Origin of the sequence: Pseudomonas sp. NPDC087185 (genome assembly GCF_044744955.1) — a bacterium.
Classification (GTDB): Bacteria; Pseudomonadota; Gammaproteobacteria; order Pseudomonadales; family Pseudomonadaceae; genus Aquipseudomonas.
In genome coordinates this window covers 75,187-98,451 of sequence record NZ_JBIUZK010000004.1, presented here as the reverse complement: position 1 = coordinate 98,451, position 23,265 = coordinate 75,187, and the positions used below count along the sequence as shown (strand labels likewise).

Genomic DNA, 23,265 nt, shown 5'->3' with positions numbered 1-23,265 from the left:
TGTGGTTTTTTCTTTTGAAGCACTCAGGCCCTGGGCCACTCGACCGCGTTTTCAGGGGCTTGGTTCCCGTGCTGGGCGCCTTTCTGCTGAACGGTTGCAGCAGCCTCGGCTATTACGCCCAGCTGGGCGAAGGCCAGTGGCAGTTGCTGCGCGCCCGGCAGCCTGTGGAAAAAGTCCTCGACGACCCGGCCAGCCGCCCGCAGTTGCGCGTCCGCTTGCAACAGGCGGAGCGAGCGCGGGTGTTCGCCAGCACGCACCTGAAGCTGCCGGACAACCGCAGTTATCGGGTGTATGCCGACCTGGGCCGCCCCTATGTGGTGTGGAACGTGTTCGCCACGCCCGAATTGTCGCTGCAGCCGGTGACACACTGCTTCCCTGTCGCCGGTTGTGTCGCTTACCGCGGCTATTACCGCCAGGGTGCGGCCCGCGGCGCGGCGGCGTTGATGCGCGAAGCCGGCATGGATGTGTACGTGGGTGGGGTCGAGGCCTATTCGACGCTGGGCTGGTTCGACGACCCGATCCTGTCGTCGATGGTGGGCTGGGGGGATGAACGCCTGGCCACGCTGATCTTCCATGAGTTGGCGCACCAGCGCGTGTATGTACAGGACGACACCGAATTCAACGAGTCCTTCGCCACCTTCGTCGAGCAGGAGGGAACGCGGCAATGGCGCGTGGCGCGTGGGCTTGCAGCGAGTTCGGCTGATCAGGGCCCGCAGCGCGAGCAGTTCATCCGGCTGGTATTGGCAAGCCGCGAGCGGCTGCAGGCGATCTATGCCGGGCCAATGGATGATGCGCACAAACGGGCGGCCAAGCAGGCGGAGTTCGAGCGGTTGCGGCGCGATTATCGCCAGGTTCGTGACAACCAGTGGGCGGGGGACAAGCGCTATGACGCCTGGATGTATGGGCCGATGAGCAATGCCAAGCTGTTGCCGTTCGGGCTGTATGACCAGTGGGTGCCGGCGTTTGCGGCGGTGTTTCGCGAGGTGGGCGGGGATTGGGCGCGGTTCTATCTGAAGGTCGAAGCGCTAGGACGGTTGCCGACCGAACAGCGCAAGGCAGCGTTGGCTCGGTTGCTGGCGAGCCAGTGAGCTGTCGGGGCTGCAAGGCAGCCCCAAATCGCTCAGGCTTTGATGAATGCCTGATGCATCTCGGCCAAGGTGGCAAAGTGAAACTCCGGCGCGTGCGCCTTCAATTCTTCTTCGCTGCCAAACCCGTATCCCACCGCCACCGCCTGCAGCCCGTTGCTGCGCGCGCCGATCAGGTCGTGCTTGCGGTCGCCGATCATCAGCGTCTGCGCCGGGTCCAGCCCTTCTTCGTCCAGCAGGTGGCGAATCAGCTCGACCTTGTTGGTGCGGGTGCCGTCCAGCTCGCTGCCGTAGATCACCTTGAAGTGATGATCGAAGGCGAAGTGCCGAGCAATTTCACGGGCGAACTCCCAGGGTTTGGAGGTTGCGATGTACAGCGTGCGCCCCTGGCCATTCAGGGCTTCGAGCAGTTCCGGCACACCCTCGAACACCAGGTTCTCGTACAGGCCGGTGACGCGGAAGCGTTCGCGGTAGAAGTTCACCGCGTCCCACGCCTTGGCTTCATCGAAGCTGTAGAACTGCATGAAGGCCTGCAGCAGGGGTGGGCCGATGAAGTGCTCCAGGCGCGCCAGGTCCGGCTCGTCGATGCCCAGTTTGGCCAGGGCGTACTGGATTGAGCGGGTGATGCCCAGGCGTGGGTCGGTCAGGGTGCCGTCGAGGTCGAAAAGGATGTTCTGCTGGTGCATGGTCGTCTCGGTAGTCAGGTTCATTCCGGGCGGTCGTAGCCTTCGGCCAGGTGCTGGTCCTTGAGTTTCACGTAGTTGCCGGCGCTGTAGGGGAAGAAGGCGCGTTCCTTGTCGGTCAGTGGCCGGGCCTGTTTCACTGGGCTGCCGACGTACAGGTAGCCGCTCTCCAGGCGTTTGCTGGGCGGTACCAGGCTGCCGGCGCCGATGATCACTTCGTCTTCGACGATGGCGCCGTCCATGATCGTGCTGCCCATGCCGACCAGGATGCGGTTGCCCAGGGTACAGCCATGCAGCATGACTTTGTGGCCGATGGTCACTTCGTCGCCAATGATCAGCGGGAAGCCGTCGGGGTTGAACGGGCCGGCGTGGGTGATGTGCAGCACGCTCGCGTCCTGCACGCTGGTGCGCGCGCCGATGCGGATGCGGTGCATGTCGCCGCGGATCACCGTCAGCGGCCATACCGAGCTGTCTTCACCGATCTCCACATCGCCCAGCACCACCGCCGAACGGTCGATGAAGGCCCGTGGTCCAACTTTCGGAGTGTGTTGCTGGAAGCTTCGAATGGCCATGATAGGGTCTCTCATCTGTGCCGATAGGCAGGCTGCCTGCTGCGGTCGGCGTCGATTGTAATTAAGATGGGGCAGTGTTTCTTCTGCCAAGGTAGCCAAACCGTGAGTGCGAACAACCCACTTCTGCAGTCCTATGATCTGCCGCCCTTCTCGGCGATCCGTGCCGAACACGTGCTGCCGGCGATCGAAGCGATCCTGGCCGACAACCGTAAAGCCATTGCCGAGATCCTCGAAAAGCAAGGCAAGAACCCCACCTGGGCTGGCCTGGTACTGGCCATGGACGAACTCAATGACCGCCTGGGCGCCGCCTGGAGCCCGGTCAGCCACCTCAATGCGGTGTGCAACAGCAAAGAGCTGCGCGAGGCCTACGAGTCGTGCCTGCCGGCGTTGAGCGCCTACTCTACCGAACTGGGCCAGAACCGTGCGCTGTTCGAAGCCTATGAGGCGTTGATCAACAGCCCTGAGGCCGCTGGCTTCGACGTGGCGCAAAAAACCATCCTCGAGCACGCCCTGCGTGACTTCCGCCTGTCGGGTATCGATCTGCCGGCCGAACAGCAGCAGCGTTACGCCGAAGTGCAAAGCAAGCTCAGCGAGCTGGGCAGCCGCTTCTCCAATCAGCTGCTCGACGCCACCCAGGCCTGGACCAAGCACGTCACCGATGAAGCCGCGCTGGCCGGCCTGACCGACTCGGCCAAGGCGCAAATGGCCGCAGCCGCCCAGGCCAAGGGCCTCGACGGCTGGCTGATCACCCTGGAATTCCCCAGCTACTACGCGGTGATGACCTACGCCAGCGACCGCGCCCTGCGCGAAGAGCTGTACGCCGCCTACTGCACCCGTGCTTCGGACCAGGGCCCGAACGCCGGCCAGTTCGACAACGGCCCGGTGATGCGCGAGATCCTCGACCTGCGTCAGGAACTGGCCACTCTGCTGGGCTACAAGAACTACGCAGAACTCAGCCTGGCGACCAAGATGGCCGAATCCAGCGACCAGGTGCTGAGCTTCCTGCGTGACCTGGCCAAGCGTTCCAAGCCGTTCGCCGCCCAGGACCTGGAGCAGCTCAAGGCCTACGCCGCCGAGCAAGGCTGCGCCGAGCTGGCCAGCTGGGATGCCGGTTACTTCGGCGAGAAACTGCGCGAGCAGCGGTACAGCGTTTCGCAGGAAACTCTGCGTGCCTACTTCCCGATCGACAAGGTGTTGTCTGGCCTGTTCAGCATCGTCCAGCGCCTGTATGGCATCGAAATCGCCGAACTGAAGGGCTTCGACAGCTGGCACCCCGACGTGCGCTTGTTCGAGATCAAGGAAAATGGCCAGCACGTCGGCCGCTTCTTCTTCGACCTTTATGCCCGCGCCAACAAGCGTGGTGGCGCCTGGATGGACGGCGCCCGCGACCGTCGCCGCACTGCTGACGGCGAGCTGCAGAGCCCGGTGGCCAACCTGGTGTGCAACTTCACCCCGGCGGCGCCTGGCAAGCCTGCGCTGCTGACCCACGATGAAGTCACTACCCTGTTCCACGAGTTCGGCCACGGCCTGCACCATCTTCTGACCCGCATCGAGCATGCCGGCGTGTCCGGTATCAATGGCGTGGCCTGGGATGCGGTCGAATTGCCAAGCCAGTTCATGGAAAACTGGTGCTGGGAGCCTGAAGGCCTGGCGCTGATCTCCGGCCATTACGAAACCGGCGATGCCCTGCCCCAGGACCTGCTGGCCAAGATGCTGGCGGCGAAGAACTTCCAGTCGGGCATGATGATGGTGCGCCAGCTGGAGTTCTCGTTGTTCGACTTCGAGCTGCACGCAAGCCATGGCGATGGACGCAGTGTGCTGCAAGTGCTCGAAGGCGTGCGCGACGAGGTCACGGTCATGCGCCCACCGGCGTACAACCGCTTCCCCAACAGCTTCGCGCACATCTTTGCTGGCGGTTACGCGGCGGGCTACTACAGCTATAAATGGGCCGAAGTGCTGTCGGCCGACGCCTTCTCGCGTTTCGAGGAAGAAGGCGTGCTGAACGCCGAGACTGGCCGCGCCTTCCGCGAGGCGATCCTGGCCCGTGGTGGTTCGCGTGAGCCGATGGTGCTGTTCGTCGACTTCCGTGGCCGTGAGCCGTCCATCGATGCATTGCTGCGCCACTGCGGGCTGAGCGAAGGCGCGGCGGCATGAGCGAGGTAGCTGTGAACAAGACCAAGAAGCGCTTCATCGCCGGGGCTGTGTGCCCGGCATGCAGCGAGCCGGACAAGCTGATGATGTGGAGCGAAGACGATGTGCCGCACCGTGAGTGCGTGGCCTGCGGCTTCACCGACACCCTGAACGAGCAAGGCCTGTCGGTACCCAAGGAGCTGGTCACGCGGGTCAACCTCCTGGCGCCCAAGGCAGCGGCGCCGGCCAAGGTGCAGACCGTGCAGTTCTTCCCCAACCCCAAGCTGAAAAAGCCGGCCGAGTAAGGCCATCGTGCTGCCCGGGCACCTTGCCCGGGTAGGCACGCCCCTCCCTGGCCTGGGGTGGTAGATAGGCAGGCCACCCGCTGTTCGCCGGCCCTGCATGCTCGCTCGCTCTTCAACTCGAGCAGGCGCAGCCTCATGCACAACCCCCTTCTGCAAAGCAGCAACACCCCCATCGATTACCCGTCGATCACCCTGGAAAACATGGCGGGTGCGTTCGACCATGTACTGCTGGCGCACGAGCAGGGTATCGCGCGCATCATCGAACAGCAGCAGCCACTGCCCACCTGGGATGACCTGGTGCTGGCGGTGGATGGCTTGGATGCGCAGTTACTGGGCGTGCTTTACGCCGTATTCCCGTTGGTGGGTAAGGATTCGGTCTGGGGCGAAGCCATTGGTGGTTTCTACGACCGCACGATTGCGCGTTTCGACCAGAAGTTCAGCAACAGCACGTTGCGGGCGTTGTACGAGCGCCTGGCGGCCAGTGATCTGGGCCTGAATCTGGACGCCATGCAACGCACCACGCTGCGCTGGCACCTCGGCAAATTTGCCGCCAGTGGCGCTTCACTCGCCATCAGCGACAAGGCTCGCCTGGTTGAGCTGCAGGCACAGATCGTGGCCTTGCGCGACGCGTTCTTGTTAAACATCCACCGGCCTGGGCTGCTGGTCGACGACCCAAGCGAACTGCGCGGCCTTTCCCAAAGGCTGCGCGACGAGCTGGCCGCGCGGGCCTCTGAAGTTGGCGTGCAAGGCTGGCTGGTCGCCTGCGAAAGCGCCGCCACCGAGGCCGTGCTGCGGCAAGCCGAGCATCGCCCCTTGCGCGAAAGGCTCTACCGCGCCTACCACACCCGTGGCGTCAGCAGTGAACTGCAGGAGGACAACGGTACGCGCCTGCAGCGCCTGGCCGAATTGCTGGAGGAAAAAGCTCGCCTGCTCGGTTTCGCCAGCCACCCCGAACTGAGCTTGAAGGCCAAGAGTGCTGGCTCAGTCAGCCAGGTCGTTGAGTTTTTGCACAGCCTGGCGGCTGGGGTCAAACCTGCCCTGCAGCAATGGCGCTCACGCCTGGAGCAAAAGGCCGTGGTGCAGGGCCTGACGCCTGTGCAGCCTTGGGATATCGCTTACCTGCAAAGCGTGGCGGATGCCGCGCATTCCACGCAGGCGTTTCGCGAGCACTTCCCGTTGCGCGACGTGGTCACCGCATTGAGACAGCTGGCACAGCAGCTATTTGCCCTGGAATTGCGGCCCACGCCGCTGCCGTGCTGGGACGACAGCGTGCAGGCCTTCGAGGTGTGGCAGGACCACGCCCGCATCGGCCTGTTCTACCTGGACGCCGTACAACACGCCGGCAAGCAGGCTGATGCCGTGTTCACCACCTACGTGCGCAACCGCCGGGTCGATGCCGAGGGCATCTACCAGGCGGCGGTCGTGGTGGTGAACAGCGATATCCCGGCCGCGCTGCCTGGTGCCGAGCCGCTTCTGGACCACCTGTCGCTGCGCAAGCTGTATCACGAGTTCGGCCATGCGCTGCATCATCTGCTGGTGCGCACCAGCAACCATGTCATGTCCAATGTCACGGAGCTGGGTACCGATGGTGCGGAGCTGTTCGGCAAACTGCTGGAGCGTTGGGTCTGGGATGCGGGCTATCTGGCGGGCATCGCCGTGCCGAACCTGGCTGGTAGCGGGCTGAACCAGGCCGAGGCCGAGGTGTATCTGAGCCAGTTCCGGCAGGAAAGCATCGAGGAAATTGGCCGTGACCTGAGCCTTGCGCTGTTCGACCTTGACCTGCACGGCACGCCCCAGGACGGCAGGACGCTGGTGCAGCGCCTCGAGGATGCCCGCGCGCGCTGCGGCTACTGGCCGCTGGCGGATTTCGAGCACCCCGCGCAGGCCTTCGACCACCTGGTCAATGGCTACGATGCGGGCTATTACGCCTACCTGTGGGCGGATGTCCATGCCTTCGACCTATTCAGCCGCTTCGCACCGCAGGGCTTGCTGGACCGCGAAACAGGCCGGGCACTGCAGGAGGCGTTGTTCGAACCGGGTGCCTCGCGCCCGCTGCTCGAGGGCATTCAAGCGTTCCTCGGGCGCACGCCCAGCCAGGCTGCCTACCTGCGTTGGCACGGGCTGGCCTGACCGGAGGTGCTGGCAAGATTCGAATGTCTTCTGTACTGTATATAAATACAGTACAGGGGTGAGCCATGATTCCTCTAGCACCGCAAAAAGGCCGTGGCACGGCGCACAATCCACATAACCGCTTCGCCCCAAAGCATTCGGTGGCGGAGGATGACGGCTGGTACCAGGAGGTGCCGCTCACCCAGGGTACCGAGGTGCGGATCGAAACCGCCAAGACCGTCATCAGCCGCAACACCTCGCCCGACCTGCCGTTCGACCGCTCCATCAACCCCTATCGAGGCTGCGAGCATGGCTGCATCTACTGCTATGCCCGCCCCTCGCACGCCTATTGGGACCTGTCCCCCGGCCTGGATTTCGAAACCAAGCTGATCGCCAAGACCAACGCCGCCGAGGTGCTCGAACAGCAGCTCAGCAAGCCAGGCTACGTCTGCGCGCCGATCAACCTGGGTTCCAACACCGATCCCTACCAGCCAATCGAGCGCGAGCAGCAGTTGACCCGGCGGCTGCTGGAAGTGCTGCTGCGGTTTCGCCACCCGGTGACCATCGTCACCAAAGGCGCGCTGGTATTGCGCGATCTGGACCTGCTGGCCGAGATGGCCGGCCAACGGTTGGCGCGGGTGATGATCAGCCTGACCACCCTGGACGACGACCTCAAGCGTGTGCTCGAACCACGTGCGGCATCGCCCAAGGCCCGCCTGCGCGCGATCCGGGTGCTGCGCGAGGCCGGTGTGCCAGTGGGCGTGCTGTGTTCGCCGATGATTCCGATGATCAACGACAGCGAGCTGGAGCGCCTGCTCGAAGCCGCCAAGGACGCTGGCGCGCAGAGCGCGGCCTACATGATGCTGCGCCTGCCGTTAGAAGTGGCGCCGCTGTTCGAGCAGTGGCTGCAGGACCACTACCCACAGCGCGCCAGCCATGTGTTGAGCCTGATTCGCCAGAGCCGGGGAGGCGAGCTGTATGACAGCCGCTTTGGTGCACGGATGCGTGGCGAGGGGGTATTTGCCGAATTACTGGCGCAACGTTTCGCCAAGGCCATGCGCAAACTGGAATTCGAAGGGCGGGAGGCGCAGACACTCGATTGCACTCGTTTCTGTCCACCGGGTGGCCAACTGGCATTGTTTTGAACTTTTCTGAACTGTAAATGTCACCGCCGAAACTTTAGGATGATATCTAATTGATATCATGTGATGGCACATAGATGGCAACTTTGAAAGTTTGGCCTTTAGTTGAAGCGTCCGTAGTGGCAAAAGCGATTTTTGTCATTTCGTGGGTAAGAATACGTCGCGCGCAAATGTGAACTCCGTCCACTTTTTGAAGCGCAGAGTAATGGCAAACATGATGGCGATTAGATGCTCTAGTGATATGGATCAACGCTGGAGCCCTGATTCCTCGCCTGTTTCAGGCGTTTTGACTTATCAGTCAAGTGGAACGTTAGTTCCAGGCGTGTAGGAAAATGCTTACACGGCTGTAGGAAATTTACTATTTCGTTAACATTTGTTGCTCGGGTACTCTGCGCGCCCTTGTGAATTGCCTCGCATAACTCGAAGAAATTTCGCCAGCCCTGGCAGGTTACTTCGAGCGAAGAGGGTTTTCGATTCGCCATTAGTTCGATGACCTGCACCAGCAGGGAGCTTGAATAGCTCGCCCATTACTGTGGGCGGCCATTATTTCATGGACGATTAGTGTGGACATTGCAGAAACTGGCAGCCTGAAAGATCGCGCCAAGAAAAAGCTGGAGCGCGATGCCGGCCCTCTCATCATCGACGCGCTCAACGATCCGCAGACCGTCGAGCTGATGTGCAATGGCGACGGCAAGCTCTGGCTCGAAAAGCTCGGGCAGCCGATGAAGCACATCGGTGACCTGCGCCCTGCGCAGGCCGAGTCCATCATCAAGACCGTGGCCGGTTACCACGGCAAGGAAGTGACCCGCAGCAAGCCCCTGCTCGAAGGCGAGTGGCCGCTGGACGGTTCGCGTTTCGCCGGCCAGCTGCCCCCGGTGGTCCGCGCGGCCACGTTCGCCATCCGTAAAAAGGCGGTGGCGATCTACACCCTCGACCAGTATGTGGAATCGGCCATCATGACGCCGATCCAGTGCGATGCCATCAAGCGCGCCATCCGCGATCACCGCAACATTCTGGTCATCGGCGGTACCGGTACCGGCAAGACCACCCTGGTCAACGCCGTCATCAACGAAATGGTCGTCGAGTTCCCCAGCGAGCGCGTGTTCATCATCGAGGACACCGGCGAAATCCAGTGCGCGGCGAAAAACTTCGTGCAGTACCACACCACCGTCGATGTGAGCATGACCCACTTGCTCAAGACCTCCCTGCGCATGCGCCCGGACCGCATCCTGGTCGGCGAGGTGCGTGGCGAGGAGGCACTCGACCTGATCGATGCCTGGAACACCGGCCACCCCGGCGGCGCGGCAACCTTGCACGCCAACAGCGCCAGCGAAGGGCTGACCCGTCTGAAATCCTTGGTTTCCCGCAACAAATCGGCCCCGGCCGAAATCGAGCCGCTGATTGGCGAAGCGGTTCACGTCGTCATTTCCATCGCCAGAACCCCAGAAGGCCGTCGCATCCAGGAGATCCTCGAGGTTTCCGGATACGAAAACGGCCGTTACATCATGCGCAATCTCTAAGGAAAACACTGCACATGCACGCCAACACTTCGCTGTCCCGTTTCAACGCCCAAACGTTTGGCTACCTGGCGCTCTGCCTGCTGATGCTGTACGTGATGGTCACCCCGGAAAACGCTTTTGCCTCCACCGCCGGTAGCGGCACGCTGCCCTATGAAAGCTGGCTGGAATCCCTGCGCAAGTCGGTAACAGGCCCGGTCGCCTTCGCCCTGTCGATCATTGGCATCGTCGTCGCTGGCGGCGTGCTGATCTTTGGCGGCGACCTCAACGGCTTCTTCCGCACCCTGATCTTCCTGGTGCTGGTGATGGCGCTGATCGTCGGTGCCAACAACATCATGAGCAGCTTCTTCGGCACCAGTGCCGAGCTGGCGCAGTTGCTGCCGCTGCCGCAGCAGAGCCTGGTACAGGGTCAGGTCTGAGCCATGGCACTGCGCACGATTCCCATCCGGCGGGCCGGCAACCGGGACAACCTGTTCATGGGCGGGGATCGCGAGCTGGTGATGTTTTCCGGGTTGCTCGCCTTCGCGCTGATCTTCAGTGCCCAGGAGGTACGGGCAACCGTGGTCGGCCTGGTGCTGTGGTTCGGCGCACTGTTCATGCTCCGCGTGATGGCCAAGTCCGACCCGAAGATGCGCCTCGTCTACCTGCGCCACCGGCGCTACAAGTCCTACTACGCGGCGCGTAGCACGCCGTTCAGGGACAATCCTCCAAGTCAGGGAAGTCAATACAAATGATCGAAGGTATTGCGTATGCCATCGCAGCCCTCGGTGCCTTGCTGGTCCTGCTGCTGGTTCAGCGCCTGCTGCAGGTGGATGCCGAACTCAAGCTGAAAAAGCATCGCTCCAAGGATGCTGGCCTGGCCGACCTGCTGAACCATGCCGCGATGGTTGATGACGGCGTGATCGTGGGCAAGAACGGTGCCTTCATGGCCGCCTGGCTTTACCGTGGTGACGACAACGCCAGCAGCACCGAAGCTCAGCGCGAGCTGGTGTCGCTGCGTATCAACCAGGCCCTGGCTGGCCTGGGCAATGGCTGGATGATTCACGTCGACGCAGTGCGCCGCCCGGCGTCGAACTATTCCGCCAAGGGCGTCTCGCATTTTGCCGACAGCCTGACCGAGGCGATGGACGCAGAGCGCCGGTCGTATTTCGAATCGCTGGGGACCATGTACGAAGGCTACTTCGTGCTGACCCTCACCTACTTCCCGCCGATGCTGGCCCAGCAGAAATTCGTCGAGCTGATGTTCGACGACGACACGCCGCCACCGGACCACAAGGCCCGCACCCGCAACCTGATCGAGCAGTTCAAGCGTGATTGCCTCAGCGTCGAAGGCAGCTTGTCGTCAGTGCTCAAGCTGACACGCCTGAAGGGCAACCGCATGGTTACCGAGGAAGGTGCTGAAATCACCCACGACGACCTGCTCAGCTGGGTGCAGTTCTGTGTCACCGGCGTAAGCCAACCGGTACTGCTGCCGAGCAACCCGATGTACCTGGACGCCGTGATCGGCGGAAAGGAACTTTGGGGGGGCGTGGTGCCGAAGATTGGTCGCAACTTCGTCCAGGTGGTGGCCATCGAAGGCTTCCCGCTGGAGTCGGCCCCCGGCATCCTCTCGGCATTGGCCGAGCTGCCTTGCGAATACCGCTGGTCCAGCCGCTTCATCTTCATGGACACCCACGAGGCGGTGCAGCACCTGGAGAAATACCGCAAGAAGTGGAAGCAGAAAGTCCGCGGCTTCTTCGACCAGGTGTTCAACACCAACAATGGCAACATCGACCAGGACGCCCTGGCCATGGTGCAGGATGCCGCCGATGCAATCGCCGAGGTCAACTCCGGCCTCGTCGCGCAGGGTTACTACACCAGCGTCGTAGTGCTGATGAACGAGGACCGTGCGCAGCTGGAAGAGGCAGCGCGCAGCGTCGAGAAAGCCATCGAACGCCTGGGCTTCGCCGCGCGTATCGAAACCATCAACACCCTCGATGCCTACCTCGGTAGCCTGCCGGGTCACGGCGTGGAGAACGTACGCCGGCCATTGATCAACACCCTCAATCTGGCCGACCTGCTGCCCACCAGCAGCATCTGGACCGGTAGTGCCGATGCCCCCTGCCCGCTCTACCCGCCGCTGTCGCCGGCGCTGATGCACTGCGTGACCAGCGGTGCCACGCCGTTCCGCCTCAACCTGCACGTGCGTGACCTGGGCCACACCTTCATGTTCGGCCCCACCGGTGCCGGTAAGTCGACGCACCTGGCGTTGATCGCGGCCCAATTGCGCCGCTACAAGGGCATGTCGATCTTCGCCTTCGACAAGGGCATGTCCATGTACCCGCTGGCAGCCGGCATTCGCGCTGAAAGCGGCGGTGAATCGGGGCGCCACTTCACCGTGGCGGCGGACGACGAGCGCTTGGCCTTCTGCCCGCTGCAGTTCCTGGAAACCAAGGGCGACCGCGCCTGGGCAATGGAGTGGCTGGACACCGTGCTGGCGCTCAATGGCCTGGAAACCACCGCCGCTCAGCGCAACGAGATCGGCCACGCGGTGATGACCATGTTCCGCGACGGTTCGCGCACCTTGTCCGAGTTCTGCATCATCGTGCAGGACGAAGCGGTCCGCGAGACCCTGCGCCAGTACACGGTCGACGGCACCATGGGCCACCTGCTCGACGCCGAGGAAGACGGCCTGGCGCTGTCCGACTTCACCGTGTTCGAGATCGAGGAACTGATGAACCTGGGCGACAAGTACGCCCTGCCGGTGCTGCTGTACCTGTTCCGCCGTATCGAGTGCGCGCTCAAGGGCCAGCCGGCGGTGATCATCCTCGACGAAGCCTGGCTGATGCTTGGCCACCCGGCCTTCCGCGAGAAGATCCGCGAATGGCTGAAGGTATTGCGTAAGGCCAACTGCCTGGTGCTGATGGCCACCCAGAGCCTGTCGGATGCGGCCAACTCGGGGATCCTCGACGTAATCGTCGAGTCCACCGCCACCAAGATCTTCCTGCCCAACGTCTATGCCCGCGACGAGGACACCGCTGCCCTCTACCGACGCATGGGCCTGAACGCCCGGCAGATCGAGATCCTCGCCACCGCTATTCCCAAGCGCCAGTACTACTACGTGTCGGAAAACGGCCGACGCCTCTACGACCTGGCCCTGGGCCCGTTGGCCCTGGCCTTTGTCGGCTCGTCCGACAAGGAGTCGGTGGCTGCCATCAAGCGCCTGGAATCCAAGTACGGCGATGCCTGGGTAGCCGAGTGGCTGGCAGCCAGGGGCCTCAGACTGAATGACTATGGAGTGGCCGCATGAGCCTTGCCGAAAGCATCAAGGGGATGGTGCAGAAACGCCCCGCTAAAGCTTCTGCCGAGAGCGCGCAGCCCAAGGGCGCCGCACTCGAAAACCCGTACCTGACCGCCCGTCGTACCTGGAACGATCATGTCGGTAGCCTGGTCACTTCGCGCCAGTCCTGGCAGGTGGTGGGTATCCTGTCGATGATGGTCGCCCTCGCCGGTGTCGGCGGCATCATCCATATCGGCAGCCAGTCCAAGTTCGTGCCGTATGTGGTGGAGGTCGACAAGCTTGGCCAGCCCATGGCCGTTGCACCGGCCCAGGTGGCAATGCCGGTCGACCTGCGTGTGGTGAAGTCGCAGATGGCTTCGTTCATCACCGATGCGCGCACGGTGACGCCGGACGTCGCCTTGCTGCGCAAGTCGATTTTCCGCATTTACGCGCTGCTGGGCCCGAACGACCCGGCCACCCAGAAAATGAACGAATGGCTCAATGGCACCAAGGAATCGAGCCCCTTCGTTCGCGCTGCGGAAGAGACCGTCAGCATCGACATCCGCTCGGTCATGCAGCAGACCCCGGAAACTTGGCAGGTGGACTGGCAAGAGGTCACCCGTGACCGCCAAGGCCTGGTCAAGGACAAAGCCAACTGGCGTGCCCTGGTCACCACCTATACCGCCGAACCCACTACCCAGACCAGCGAAGAGCAAGTACGGATGAACCCGATCGGGACGTACGTGCGCGACTTCTCCTGGTCCAAGCAACTCTGAAGGACCGACCATGAACCGTTACCTTTGCGCCATGCTCGCGGCACTCCTGCCCGCGTTCGCGCAGGCCGCGCCAGGAACCAGCCAGGCCGATCTGTACTTCTCCGATGCCAACCCGACCCTGACCCCGCAGGAAAAGGCCGCACTGGCCATCTCCCAGCGTTGGCAGCAGGCCAGCGCCACCGGCATCAAGCCTGTGGACGGCGGCGACGGCACCGCCCGCTTCATCTACGGCGCCCAGCAGCCGAGCATCGTCTGCGCCGTGCTGCAGGTATGCGACATTGCCCTGCAGGCCGGTGAGCAGGTCAACTCGATCAACCTCGGCGACACCGCGCGCTGGACAGTCGAGCCGGCCATCACCGGCGTTGGCGACAGCGAAGTGCAGCACCTGATCATCAAGCCGATGGACGTGGGCCTGGAGACCTCGCTGGTGGTCACCACCAACCGCCGCACCTACCACTTCAAGCTGCGTTCGCACCGTACCCAGTACATGCCGCAGGTGGCCTTCACCTACCCGGAAGAGGCGCTGGCGAAATGGAACCTGATCAAGAACCGCGAAGCCACCGAGCGCAAGAAGGCGACCATCCCGGAGACCGGTGAGTATCTGGGCAACCTGAGCTTCGACTACAAGGTCGACGGCGACACCTCGTGGAAGCCGGTTCGTGTCTACAACGACGGCAGCAAGACCATCATCCAGATGCCGCGCAGCATGGCCCAGACCGAAGCGCCATCGCTGCTGGTAGTGCGCAAGGACGGTGGCTGGTTCAAGGATGACGAGACCGTGATGGTCAACTACCGCATCCAGGGTGACCGCTACATCGTCGACACCGTGTTCGACAAAGCGATCCTGGTGGCCGGCGTCGGCAAGTCCCAGGACCGTGTCACCATCCAGCGGGGTAAATGATGATGCGCGCATGGATCGCACTGTTTGCCTGCCTGGGCTTGGTCGCTTGTGCCAGCGGCCCGTATGGCAACTTCGCCGAGCGCACCACGCCGGCGATCAACCAGCAACTGGCCTTCGCCAGCGTGCGCCAGTTGGCCGTGGTGTACCCGCCGGCCAGCACGCACCTGCGGATCAATCAGGACACCCAGGACGTTTATGGGGCTTCCCTGGTCCGCACGCTGCGTGCCTCGGGCTTCTCGGTACAGGAGTTCGACCCGAAGGCGCAGCCTGCGCCGGCCCCGGCCGGCAAGGTTGCCCCGCTGGCGGTCAACTACATCGTCGATGCCCCCAAGGACAGCGACCTGTTCCGCGTCACCCTGCTGGTCGGCCGTGAATCCCTGAGCCGTGTCTTCGCGGTACAGAATGGGCGCCTGCTGGCCGCCGGAGCCTGGGTGCGCAAGGAGTGACGAACCATGACTAACATGAACGATGCCATGTCCCCGGACGCCTCACCTGGCAAGCTGAACCGCAAGAGTGGCGTGCGTCGGGTCAACAACTGGCCGATGTACATCATTGGCGGTGCCGCCATGGTCTTTTTGCTGATCATGCTGATGGTGGCCGCTGACCGCGCCGAGAACCAGAACAAGCCGGCCGAGAAGGAAGCTGAAAAGGCCGGCAACAGCAGTCTGTTCGCCCAGCAGATCAACGGCATCGACTCGGATGGCATCATCCCGAGCAAAGCCGAGCCGCCGGCTTTGCCGGTGCTGGACAACACACAAGCCCAGCCGGCCGGCCTGCAGGTCGTGCGCCCGACCAACCTTGATGCGCCGCCCATGCCGCCACGTGACCTGCCGCCGGATGTCAACGCCGAAGAGATGGAGCGCATTCGGCGCATGAAGATGCAGCAGTTCCAGGAAGCCGTTCAGGCGCGCAGCACCGTACAGGTCGCGGCGCCGCGCAGTGCGGGTTCGAGTAATGTTGCTGGCGCTGGCGGCCCGTTCAGTCAGCAGGATGCGCTGGCCCGCATCGCCGCAGCGCGTCAGCGTCTGGATGAGCAACAGCGCAGCGATCCGAATGCGGCCTTCAAGGCTCGCCTGGCCGAATTGCGCTCTGCGGGCATTGGTGGCGGTGCTGGCGGGGGTGGGGGAGCACAGGGTGATTCGCCGTTCCTGATGCAAGCTTCGTCCAGCGCCGGTAAGGACTACTCGCAGTTTGGCAACGCCGCCGGGGAAGATCGCTGGCGCCTGGACGCTACCCCTCAGGCGCCACGCAGCCCCTACGAACTGCGTGCAGGGTTCGTGATTCCTGCCATGTTGGTTTCCGGCATCAACTCCGAATTGCCGGGGCAGATCATGGCCCAGATCTCGCAGGCGGTGTACGACACCGCCACCGGCAAGCACCTGCTGCTTCCACAAGGCTCGCGTTTGGTCGGCGCCTACTCCAGCGATGTCGCCTACGGCCAGAAGCGTGTGTTGGTGGCTTGGCAGCGCATCATCTTCCCAGACGGCAAGGCGATGGATATCGGCTCGATGCCTGGCGCAGACATGGGCGGTTACTCCGGCTTCGAAGACAAGGTCAACAACCACTATGTGCGGATCTTCGGTTCGGCCTTGTTGATGTCGGGCATCGTCGCCGGTATCAGCCTCAGCCAGGACCGCGCCAGTGGTGACAGCAGCGACCGTGAAACCGCCAGCAGCGCCATGAGCGAAGCACTCGGCCAGCAACTCGGCCAGGTCACCGCGCAGATGATCGCCAAGAACATGAACATCGCACCGACGCTGGAAATCCGTCCGGGCTATCGCTTCAACGTGATGGTGACCAAGGACCTGACGTTCTCGAAGCCTTACCAGTCCTTCGATTACTGATAAACCGCCAAGGAGAGCAACATGAAGCCCACGCACTTGTTGAAACCTGCCATCGCGTTGCTGGCCGGGATTGGATTCACCCTGCAGGCGAACGCCGGTATTCCCGTGATTGATGGCGCTAACGTTGCTTTGAATCAAGTGACGTCGATCGAGAGTATTGCTCAGACGCTGAAGCAGGTTGAGGAATACACCACCCAGATCAGCCAGTACAAGACCCAGCTTGATCAGTACGAGAACATGATCAAGAACACGGTGGCACCAGCGGCTTATATCTGGGATGAGGCCAATTCCACTATCAATAAGCTGATGCAAGCCCAGGACATGCTCGACTACTACACCAATCAGGCGGGCAGCCTGGATTCTTATTTGGACAAGTTCCAGGACACCAGCTACTACCGGAGTTCGCCATGCTTTAGTGGCGGCGGGTGCACCGATGCCGATCGAGCAGCGCTCGTGAAGCATGAGGAAATGACATCCAAATCGCAAAAAACTGCCAATGACGCGCTGTTCAAAAGTATCAAGCAACAGCAAGAAAATCTGAAGGCTGACGCCTCGCAGTTGGAAAATCTGCAAAAAGCTGCAACGACCGCAGACGGTCAGGTCAAGGCCATTCAATACGCCAACCAACTGTCCAGTCAGCAAGCGAACCAACTGTTGCAGTTGCGAACCCTGATGCTAGCCCAGCAGACCGCAGAAGCGAACCGTGCTGCGGCTGAGCTGGATGAAAAAGCCCGTGGTCAGGCTCAAGCGAAAAAGCTGACCACCTGGGATTACAAAAAAAGCCCTGAAGACAATTATTGAGGACTGGATATGAAATTCAAGATCTATAAGTTGGCGCTTGCTGCAGGTATGGCCATTGCGCTGGCAGGTTGCCTGGAGGAAAAGGTACCTGAGCCTACGGCAGATAACTGCGCGCCGGACATGTATGAAAAAAACTTGGCTAGCCTGTCGAAGGAAGCCAACCGAAATGAATTTACTGCCGCCTGCGATAGCTTCCTAAAAGCGAAGAAAATGACCAAGTGGAAGTTTGAAAAAAGCCCTGAAGACAAATTCTAAGGTGGACTAGTCTGATGATTGGTAAGCGTCGGGAATTGGCCCTGACAGTACTGCTGGTTGCTTTTTGCCTTGCAACGCCGACGCTTGCCCATGCGGCGGACAGTCAGTTGGGCAGCTCAGGTATCATGAATGAGGTGCTTGTTAGGTTCCATAACGCAACCGAAAAGTGGTTGCCTGCCATTCAGTCGGCAGCTGAACGGTTGTTCCTTGCGTTGGCAACCATATCGATGGTCTGGACTTTCGGTCTGATGCTATTGCGCAAGGCCGAGATTGGAGAGTTCTTTTCAGAGTTCATTCGTTTTCTCGTGGTGTTCGGCTTCTATTGGTGGCTACTTAAAAATGCCATGGGCGGTCTGCAAATTGCCGATTCGATCGTCAAATCCTTGAGCCAACTGGGATCTGAAGCTGGCAAGCTGGGCAGCACCGATTTGAAGCCATCCAGCATTGTCGACCTGGGCTTCGAGCTTTATGACCGAACCGTGGAGGCTACGGACCAGCTGAGTTGGCGAGAAATGGGCCGCCAGATAACCATGGAGTTTATGGCTATCGCCATTTTGCTGGTATTGGCGGTCGTCGGTATCAACCTGTTGGTGCTCCTCGCATCCAGCTGGTTCCTGCTGTATGCGGGCGTGTTCTTCTTGGGCTTCGGTGGCTCGCGTTGGACTTCAGATATCGCCACGAATTACTACCGAGCTGTTCTTGGGGTGGGCGCTCAGCTGTTCGCCATGGTCTTGTTGATCGCAATTGGTAAGGACTTTATCCAGACCTTTGCCAGTAAAATCAGCGACGATGTCGCCGTGCAGGAGCTTGCGGTCATGCTGGTCGTGTCGGTATTGCTGCTGTTCTTGGTAAACAAGATACCCCCGATGATTGCGGCGCTGGTCGGAGGTGCGGGCAGCGCCTCTACGGGTATCGGCAATTTCAGTGCAGGTGCGGCTGTGGGGGCGGCAACTACTGCTGCGTCCTACATGGGTAAAGGCGCATCGGCGATGATGACGGGTGGAGCGAGCTTGGTTGGCAGCATGCAAGCCTTGACCTCAGCCTTCAAGGGGGCGCAGTCGAGTGTTGCTGCCGGCACGGACATCGCCTCACGTGTCAGTGGAATGCTGGGAGGGCCGGGAAGCCCTGGCTCAGGTAGCCCCGGCGGCGCTAGCCCCCTTGGTTCCGTTATGGGCACTTCACCTTCTTCGTCCGGCGCGGCAGCGCAGACAGCATCTTCTGCGGGTGGAGAATCCTCGTCCGCAGATGGGGCATCTGCTTCATCGTCCTCTGGCCAGTCAGCCGAAACAGCGGGCGGCGCAGGGTCCTCTTCAGGAGAAGGGGCTGAGGGCGGGGCGGCCGGAACCGCATCAAGCAGTGGTAGCAGTTCAGGGGCTCAGGGTGGCGGCGATGCCGGTGGACAAGCGGCCAGTGGTGGCGGCTCCGGCGCCAAAGGCGGCAAGGGAGAAGGTGCGTCCAGCTCGTCATCCAGCAGGGTTGGCAATGCAGGCCGTATTGCCCTGCAGATGACGGCCAACCTTGCCTCTGGCATGGGCCGTGTCGCCCAATCGCGAATCGACAAAACGGCAGGTGGACGGCTTGCCATGGAGATCTCCAATCCCGGATCAACCCGGGGCGCAGCCATGGACACTCGATCGGCCAGCCGTGATTTCGAGCCAGATGCCGAAGTGAAGAGCTTCAGTGAAAGCAAACAGGACAAGACTTGAACAAGGAGCGCTCATGAACATTGCAAAACTGCTTCCAACGGCCGCCCTGGCCGCTACCTTCGCCATCGCCCTCCCCGCCGAGGCCCGCGACCCTTGCGCGACCGTGCTATGCATGTGGGGCAAGCTCAAGGGCGCCGGCGTGGTGGAAAACTGCGACGGCCCGGTTGCCGACTACTTCGACATCGTCAAGAAGCGCAAGGGCAAGATCAAGCTCAACCAGACCGCCAACGCCCGCCAGTCCTTCCTCGACAGCTGCCCGAAGGCCGACCCGAGCGCGACCAAGTCGATCAACAACAAGTTCGGCAAGGTCATCTGAGGCCCGCACCCATGCCCTTCGTTGCCGACGTTCCGCCACCCGCCCTGAGCGAACCTGTCGTCTGTTCGATCATGGCGGCGGTCAAATACGAGCTGCCGGTGAACATCGTGCTCGCCGTGGCCGCCCAGGAGGGCGGCAAGCCGGGCCAGTGGGTGCGCAACAGCAACGGCACCTACGATGTCGGGCCGATGCAGTTCAACACCTCATACCTGCGTGAACTTTCGCGCTACGGCATCACCCCCAAAGATGTCGAACAGGGCGGCTGCTACTCCTATGACCTCGCCGCCTGGCGCCTGCGCGGCCACGTGCGCAACGACCGCGGCGACCTGTGGACGCGGGTGGCCAACTACCACTCGCGCACCCCGGCGATCAACGCCCGCTACCGCCAGCAGGTGATGCGCCGTGCCGCTTGGTGGGCCGACTGGCTCGATGAACGCTTTGCCACCCAGCAGGTGGCGCAGGGGGCGGTGTTCTCCGGCGTGCCCAGCGAAGTTCCGGCGGCGGCTGTTGAAGCGGCCTCGGCGGTCAAGGCGGCCATTGTGAAGGAACCGGTCACAACGCAGCCCGCCGCAACGTCAGGATATGTCCCTCGCGGCTTGGTGATGGGGAGCAGGTAATGGATACCAATCAGGTATTCTTCGGTCCATGCGAGGGGGCAAACACGTGCTACGACATCAACACGGACCCCGCCGTGAGGCGGATGAGGGAGAGCAGAGATTGATCAGTACAACCATGGTGGCGAGCTCACCTACCGTCGCCAACGCCCCGCGCGGTGCCAAGAGCTTCTGGTCACGGCTGCGCCTGAGCTCGCTCGTTCCTCTCGTGCTGGGCGCGTGCGTGCTCCTGCCTCTAACTTCATCTGCGCTTCACGCCAAGGAGATTTCCATGCAAGACAACAAGGGCCAGTACCAACCCTATACCTCCGGCATGAAGTTGCCCGATGGCGTTTTCCCGCCGATGCCGGGTTATACCCACAAAGAACTGCTCGCGGCCGCTCACGCGCGCACCGAGGACTTTCTCAAGGCAAAGAACATCGAACCAGGGCTTATCCGCGAAACCCTGATTGCATTGGATACTCACCTCGTTAATGCATTCGAGAAAGAAGGCGTCGAGTACCAGATCGCTACGTGGTACCAGAAACCCTACGACAGCCCGGACCTGCGCAAGCGCAGTGTCGACAACATGGCTGAACAGTTCGGCGCCTTGGCTTTGGAGGCAGCAGCCGACTCCTTGGATGGTTCGCAGCTTTTGCTTCAGGGCAAAGCATTTTATGGCGACTTCATGAGTGAGTCAGGGGACGCGGTAAGCGAACTGATTCTTTCATTGAACAAGCACTGATCACTGCAGTTGTTCATAAGGACATGAGATGACTGAAGCCAAGCGGTTCACCGTGTACTTCGAAGGTACCGGGAACAACAAGGACCAGGCTACCGCTTAAGGTAAGCAGACCACCCAAGGCGGCTCTGGCTGCGCAACGACATTGAACAAGGAACCGCCGGATGGCGGAAGAAGGGAGAGAGATTGAACGATACAAGCACCGGTGCGAACGCATCCAGTAACGGCCACGCCTATTGCCGCACTAGGGGCCTCTGGTCGTGGCTGCGCCTGGGCTCGCTCATACCTCTCGCGCTGGGAGCCTGCGTACTCCTGCCTGCCACTTCATCTGCGCTTCAAGCCAAGGAGATTTCCATGCAAGACAACAAGGGCCAGTACCAACCCTATATCCCCGGCATGAAGTTGCCTGATGGCGTTTTCCCGCCGATGCCGGGGTATACCCACAAAGAATTGCTCGCGGTCGCTCACGCGCGCACCGAGGACTTTCTCAAGGCAAAGAACATCGAACCAGGGCTTACCCGCGAAACCTTGATTGCATTGGATACTCACCTCGTCAATGCATTCGAGAAAGAAGGCGTCGAGTACCAGATCGCTACGTGGTACCAGAAACCCTACGAGAGCCCGGACCTGCGCAAGCGCAGTGTGACAGGTATGGCAGAACAATTCGGTGCTTTGGCTGTGAAAGCCGCGGCCGATTCCCTGGATGACTCACCGCTGTTGAGCCAGGGTGAAGAGTTCTATCGCCAGTTCATTACTACAACAGGGAATGCCGTAGGCGACCTGATTCGTTCGCTGAACAAGAACTGATTGGTAAGGTTGTTCATAGGGACATGAGATGACTGAATTGAAACGGTTCACGGTGTATTTCGATGGCACTGCGAACAACAAGGACCAGGCGACTCCAGAAGGAACGCAAACAAACGTTGCGCGCTTGTATGAACTCGACACGGCGCTAGGCACCAACCTGGCGCGCAACTCGGTCCATGCTCCAAGGCAGTATGATGCCGCAGAGCGCTCCGGGCAGTCTGAGAAGGTTTACTTCGACGGCGTAGGCAGCCAGAAAAACAACTCGTTGGCTGCCGCTTGGGAGGGCGCTACCGGAGCCGGTGGTCAAGAGCGGATTGACCAGGCCTATGATGCGATCGTGGCCTTCCACAACAAGTACCCGGACGAAAAAGTCGATGTCAATATTGTCGGCTTCAGCCGTGGCGCGGCGCAGTCACGTGCACTGGCCAACGAGTTCATCGAGCGCGGCGTACCCAAGCTCGACGAGCAAGGTAACGCCACTGGCGAGTTTCTGATTCCACCGGGCCAGGCCCATGTGAATAAACTGGGCATATTTGATACCGTCGCCTCGTACGGCAACGCTATGTCCGATACTCACCTGGGCAAGAATCTGGAGGTCGGCAAGAATGTTGATTCGACCACTCACTTGGTGGCGATGAACGAGTATCGCGATACCTTCCGCCTGACCAGCGCCCTTCGCAACGATGACAATTCCCGCATTGAGGAACAGAAGTTTCCAGGCGCGCATTCTCAAGTTGGGGGTGGGTACAAAGACGACGTGCTGGCGGCTGGGCCCCTCGCGGTCATGTACGACCGCTTGCAATCTGCCGGCATTGAGATGAAGCCGATGCAGCAGGAGGATGTGTACCGCATCGAACAGTACAACGCGGTAATCAAGGACCCGCAGAAGCTTCAGGAGGCGTTGATCGATTCTCGGCTCGCAGAAGGCAGGGACGCATTCAAGCGAAATGCCGACGGGTCTTTTGAAGTGGTGAACAACAAACCCTTTGCAATGGAGCGCGGTACATTCAAGAGTGATGACCGGCAAAGCCGGCCGTTCGAACACGAGGTCAGTGGCCGCAAGGTGCTCTTCGAGAACGACAACTCACTCAGCAAGCTTGGGATCCAGCGAACGGCCGAGAAAATTGGAGAATGGTTCGCCGAAGTTGGAGAGAAGATCAAGAGTCCGTCGTCTTGGTTTGCCAACACCACGACCCAGCAGGAATCCGTGGAACATGAAGTAGGTGGGTTCAAGGCAAAGCTTGAGAAACAACAGCGCAACGCTCAGGCGCAGGTGACAGAGATGACCACCTCTCTATCCGGATCCAGGCCAAGCCAGGATTATCTTCACAGCTTGAAACTTCAGGACGCTCCGCTGCCCGGTCGGACCTCTGGTGTGTCGCAAGACAGCCAGAGCCAACATCGCAGCGACTCATTCAAGGCCATGGAAGAAAAGGCCCGCGGCCTCAACCCGTCGGCCAGCATCGGCGAAGCCTCGCAAACCGGACGCAAGGCCATCAGCGGTATGGTCGTCGACATGGATGAGCATCACATCTTGCAGAAGGTCGGGCAGACCGATCAGTTCGTCATCCATGACCGCCGCGATGTCGACCCCGGCCGCAACTTCCAGGTGGGCAAGAGCACCGCGATCGTCAATGAAAAGGGTATCGGCGAGGTGGCTCGCACTGCTGCGCCGAAGCTGGAACTGGATATGGGCTTGCCCCAGGCGATGCGTAGGTGAGG

23 protein-coding genes are annotated in these 23,265 nt (G+C 61.3%); 21 read left to right on the top strand and 2 right to left on the bottom strand.

What is annotated here, in order from left to right; translation table 11 throughout:
- Positions 1–14 precede the first annotated feature (14 nt).
- Positions 15–1,088: an aminopeptidase gene (locus ACIPIJ_RS14990; protein WP_401077731.1), complete on the top strand. Its 1,074-nt coding sequence runs from the start codon at positions 15–17 to the stop codon at positions 1,086–1,088.
- 32 nt (positions 1,089–1,120) lie between these two features.
- Here ACIPIJ_RS14990 and ACIPIJ_RS14985 read toward each other — a convergent pair whose 3' ends face one another.
- Both ACIPIJ_RS14985 and ACIPIJ_RS14980 read right to left on the bottom strand, forming a co-directional pair.
- Positions 1,121–1,771, bottom strand: a complete 651-nt coding sequence (locus tag ACIPIJ_RS14985; protein WP_401078944.1) for an HAD family hydrolase — start codon at positions 1,769–1,771, stop codon at positions 1,121–1,123.
- A 20-nt stretch (positions 1,772–1,791) separates the two neighbouring features.
- The gene (locus ACIPIJ_RS14980) at positions 1,792–2,340 is read right to left on the bottom strand and encodes a gamma carbonic anhydrase family protein (RefSeq protein ID WP_401077729.1); all 549 of its coding nucleotides are present in this window, start codon (positions 2,338–2,340) and stop codon (positions 1,792–1,794) included.
- Positions 2,341–2,442: 102 nt separating this feature from the next.
- On the opposite strand from ACIPIJ_RS14980, the gene prlC reads away from it, so the two are divergent.
- The 20 genes from prlC (at position 2,443) to ACIPIJ_RS14880 (ending at position 23,263) form a co-directional block, all read left to right on the top strand.
- Entirely contained in the window at positions 2,443–4,494 is a 2,052-nt protein-coding gene (gene prlC, locus ACIPIJ_RS14975) for an oligopeptidase A (RefSeq protein ID WP_401077727.1), read from the top strand.
- Complete coding sequence (locus ACIPIJ_RS14970; protein ID WP_401077725.1) at positions 4,491–4,775, top strand: YheV family putative zinc ribbon protein; 285 nt, start codon at positions 4,491–4,493, stop codon at positions 4,773–4,775. Before prlC ends, ACIPIJ_RS14970 begins: the two co-directional genes overlap by 4 nt.
- A 135-nt stretch (positions 4,776–4,910) precedes the next feature.
- Positions 4,911–6,905, top strand: coding sequence for a M3 family metallopeptidase (locus tag ACIPIJ_RS14965; protein WP_401077723.1), 1,995 nt, complete (start codon positions 4,911–4,913; stop codon positions 6,903–6,905).
- Between the two features lie 65 nt (positions 6,906–6,970).
- A complete protein-coding gene (locus tag ACIPIJ_RS14960; RefSeq protein WP_401077721.1) occupies positions 6,971–8,029 on the top strand; it encodes a PA0069 family radical SAM protein in 1,059 nt (352 codons plus the stop codon).
- Between the two features lie 566 nt (positions 8,030–8,595).
- Positions 8,596–9,546: a P-type conjugative transfer ATPase TrbB gene (trbB, locus tag ACIPIJ_RS14955; protein WP_401078942.1), complete on the top strand. Its 951-nt coding sequence runs from the start codon at positions 8,596–8,598 to the stop codon at positions 9,544–9,546.
- 14 nt (positions 9,547–9,560) lie between these two features.
- Positions 9,561–9,962 (top strand): conjugal transfer system pilin TrbC, encoded by a 402-nt coding sequence (gene trbC, locus ACIPIJ_RS14950; protein WP_401077720.1) that lies wholly within the window; start codon positions 9,561–9,563, stop codon positions 9,960–9,962.
- A 3-nt stretch (positions 9,963–9,965) separates the two neighbouring features.
- Entirely contained in the window at positions 9,966–10,277 is a 312-nt protein-coding gene (locus ACIPIJ_RS14945; protein ID WP_401077719.1) for a conjugal transfer protein TrbD, read from the top strand.
- The gene (locus tag ACIPIJ_RS14940; RefSeq protein ID WP_401077717.1) at positions 10,274–12,832 is read left to right on the top strand and encodes a VirB4 family type IV secretion/conjugal transfer ATPase; all 2,559 of its coding nucleotides are present in this window, start codon (positions 10,274–10,276) and stop codon (positions 12,830–12,832) included. The genes ACIPIJ_RS14945 and ACIPIJ_RS14940 overlap by 4 nt, the downstream gene beginning before the upstream one ends.
- Positions 12,829–13,578: a conjugal transfer protein TrbF gene (locus ACIPIJ_RS14935; protein ID WP_119688020.1), complete on the top strand. Its 750-nt coding sequence runs from the start codon at positions 12,829–12,831 to the stop codon at positions 13,576–13,578. The genes ACIPIJ_RS14940 and ACIPIJ_RS14935 overlap by 4 nt, the downstream gene beginning before the upstream one ends.
- 10 nt (positions 13,579–13,588) lie before the next feature.
- Positions 13,589–14,479 (top strand): P-type conjugative transfer protein TrbG, encoded by an 891-nt coding sequence (gene trbG, locus ACIPIJ_RS14930; protein ID WP_119688021.1) that lies wholly within the window; start codon positions 13,589–13,591, stop codon positions 14,477–14,479.
- 2 nt (positions 14,480–14,481) lie between these two features.
- Complete coding sequence (locus ACIPIJ_RS14925; RefSeq protein WP_401077715.1) at positions 14,482–14,925, top strand: conjugal transfer protein TrbH; 444 nt, start codon at positions 14,482–14,484, stop codon at positions 14,923–14,925.
- A 6-nt stretch (positions 14,926–14,931) separates the two neighbouring features.
- Positions 14,932–16,323 carry a TrbI/VirB10 family protein gene (locus ACIPIJ_RS14920; protein WP_401077713.1) on the top strand — a complete coding sequence of 464 codons (1,392 nt, stop codon included), beginning with the start codon at positions 14,932–14,934 and terminating at the stop codon, positions 16,321–16,323.
- Between the two features lie 21 nt (positions 16,324–16,344).
- On the top strand, positions 16,345–17,124 hold the full coding sequence (gene trbJ, locus ACIPIJ_RS14915; RefSeq protein ID WP_401077712.1) for a P-type conjugative transfer protein TrbJ: 780 nt from the start codon (positions 16,345–16,347) through the stop codon (positions 17,122–17,124).
- A gap of 9 nt (positions 17,125–17,133) precedes the next feature.
- Positions 17,134–17,379: an entry exclusion lipoprotein TrbK gene (gene trbK, locus ACIPIJ_RS14910; protein WP_401077711.1), complete on the top strand. Its 246-nt coding sequence runs from the start codon at positions 17,134–17,136 to the stop codon at positions 17,377–17,379.
- A 14-nt stretch (positions 17,380–17,393) separates the two neighbouring features.
- Positions 17,394–19,085, top strand: a complete 1,692-nt coding sequence (gene trbL / locus ACIPIJ_RS14905; protein WP_401077709.1) for a P-type conjugative transfer protein TrbL — start codon at positions 17,394–17,396, stop codon at positions 19,083–19,085.
- Between the two features lie 13 nt (positions 19,086–19,098).
- Positions 19,099–19,401, top strand: coding sequence for a TrbM/KikA/MpfK family conjugal transfer protein (locus ACIPIJ_RS14900; RefSeq protein ID WP_401077707.1), 303 nt, complete (start codon positions 19,099–19,101; stop codon positions 19,399–19,401).
- A gap of 11 nt (positions 19,402–19,412) precedes the next feature.
- The gene (locus ACIPIJ_RS14895; RefSeq protein ID WP_401077705.1) at positions 19,413–20,018 is read left to right on the top strand and encodes a transglycosylase SLT domain-containing protein; all 606 of its coding nucleotides are present in this window, start codon (positions 19,413–19,415) and stop codon (positions 20,016–20,018) included.
- Positions 20,019–20,118: 100 nt separating this feature from the next.
- The gene (locus ACIPIJ_RS14890; protein ID WP_401077704.1) at positions 20,119–20,739 is read left to right on the top strand and encodes a hypothetical protein; all 621 of its coding nucleotides are present in this window, start codon (positions 20,119–20,121) and stop codon (positions 20,737–20,739) included.
- Between the two features lie 351 nt (positions 20,740–21,090).
- Positions 21,091–21,543, top strand: coding sequence for a hypothetical protein (locus ACIPIJ_RS14885; RefSeq protein ID WP_401077703.1), 453 nt, complete (start codon positions 21,091–21,093; stop codon positions 21,541–21,543).
- 28 nt (positions 21,544–21,571) lie between these two features.
- Positions 21,572–23,263 (top strand): phospholipase effector Tle1 domain-containing protein, encoded by a 1,692-nt coding sequence (locus tag ACIPIJ_RS14880; RefSeq protein WP_401077702.1) that lies wholly within the window; start codon positions 21,572–21,574, stop codon positions 23,261–23,263.
- Positions 23,264–23,265 lie beyond the last annotated feature (2 nt).

Bases quoted from the DNA above. Each gene is read 5' to 3' on its own strand.
- ACIPIJ_RS14985 (WP_401078944.1), bottom strand. From the start codon at position 1,771: ATGCACCAGCAGAACATCCTTTTCGACCTCGACGGCACCCTGACCGAC.
- ACIPIJ_RS14980 (WP_401077729.1), bottom strand. From the start codon at position 2,340: ATGGCCATTCGAAGCTTCCAGCAACACACTCCGAAAGTTGGACCACGG.
- ACIPIJ_RS14970 (WP_401077725.1), top strand. From the start codon at position 4,491: ATGAGCGAGGTAGCTGTGAACAAGACCAAGAAGCGCTTCATCGCCGGG.
- ACIPIJ_RS14965 (WP_401077723.1), top strand. From the start codon at position 4,911: ATGCACAACCCCCTTCTGCAAAGCAGCAACACCCCCATCGATTACCCG.
- ACIPIJ_RS14960 (WP_401077721.1), top strand. From the start codon at position 6,971: ATGATTCCTCTAGCACCGCAAAAAGGCCGTGGCACGGCGCACAATCCA.
- trbC (WP_401077720.1), top strand. From the start codon at position 9,561: ATGCACGCCAACACTTCGCTGTCCCGTTTCAACGCCCAAACGTTTGGC.
- ACIPIJ_RS14945 (WP_401077719.1), top strand. From the start codon at position 9,966: ATGGCACTGCGCACGATTCCCATCCGGCGGGCCGGCAACCGGGACAAC.
- ACIPIJ_RS14940 (WP_401077717.1), top strand. From the start codon at position 10,274: ATGATCGAAGGTATTGCGTATGCCATCGCAGCCCTCGGTGCCTTGCTG.
- ACIPIJ_RS14935 (WP_119688020.1), top strand. From the start codon at position 12,829: ATGAGCCTTGCCGAAAGCATCAAGGGGATGGTGCAGAAACGCCCCGCT.
- trbG (WP_119688021.1), top strand. From the start codon at position 13,589: ATGAACCGTTACCTTTGCGCCATGCTCGCGGCACTCCTGCCCGCGTTC.
- ACIPIJ_RS14925 (WP_401077715.1), top strand. From the start codon at position 14,482: ATGCGCGCATGGATCGCACTGTTTGCCTGCCTGGGCTTGGTCGCTTGT.
- ACIPIJ_RS14920 (WP_401077713.1), top strand. From the start codon at position 14,932: ATGACTAACATGAACGATGCCATGTCCCCGGACGCCTCACCTGGCAAG.
- trbJ (WP_401077712.1), top strand. From the start codon at position 16,345: ATGAAGCCCACGCACTTGTTGAAACCTGCCATCGCGTTGCTGGCCGGG.
- trbK (WP_401077711.1), top strand. From the start codon at position 17,134: ATGAAATTCAAGATCTATAAGTTGGCGCTTGCTGCAGGTATGGCCATT.
- trbL (WP_401077709.1), top strand. From the start codon at position 17,394: ATGATTGGTAAGCGTCGGGAATTGGCCCTGACAGTACTGCTGGTTGCT.
- ACIPIJ_RS14900 (WP_401077707.1), top strand. From the start codon at position 19,099: ATGAACATTGCAAAACTGCTTCCAACGGCCGCCCTGGCCGCTACCTTC.
- ACIPIJ_RS14895 (WP_401077705.1), top strand. From the start codon at position 19,413: ATGCCCTTCGTTGCCGACGTTCCGCCACCCGCCCTGAGCGAACCTGTC.
- ACIPIJ_RS14885 (WP_401077703.1), top strand. From the start codon at position 21,091: ATGCAAGACAACAAGGGCCAGTACCAACCCTATATCCCCGGCATGAAG.
- ACIPIJ_RS14880 (WP_401077702.1), top strand. From the start codon at position 21,572: ATGACTGAATTGAAACGGTTCACGGTGTATTTCGATGGCACTGCGAAC.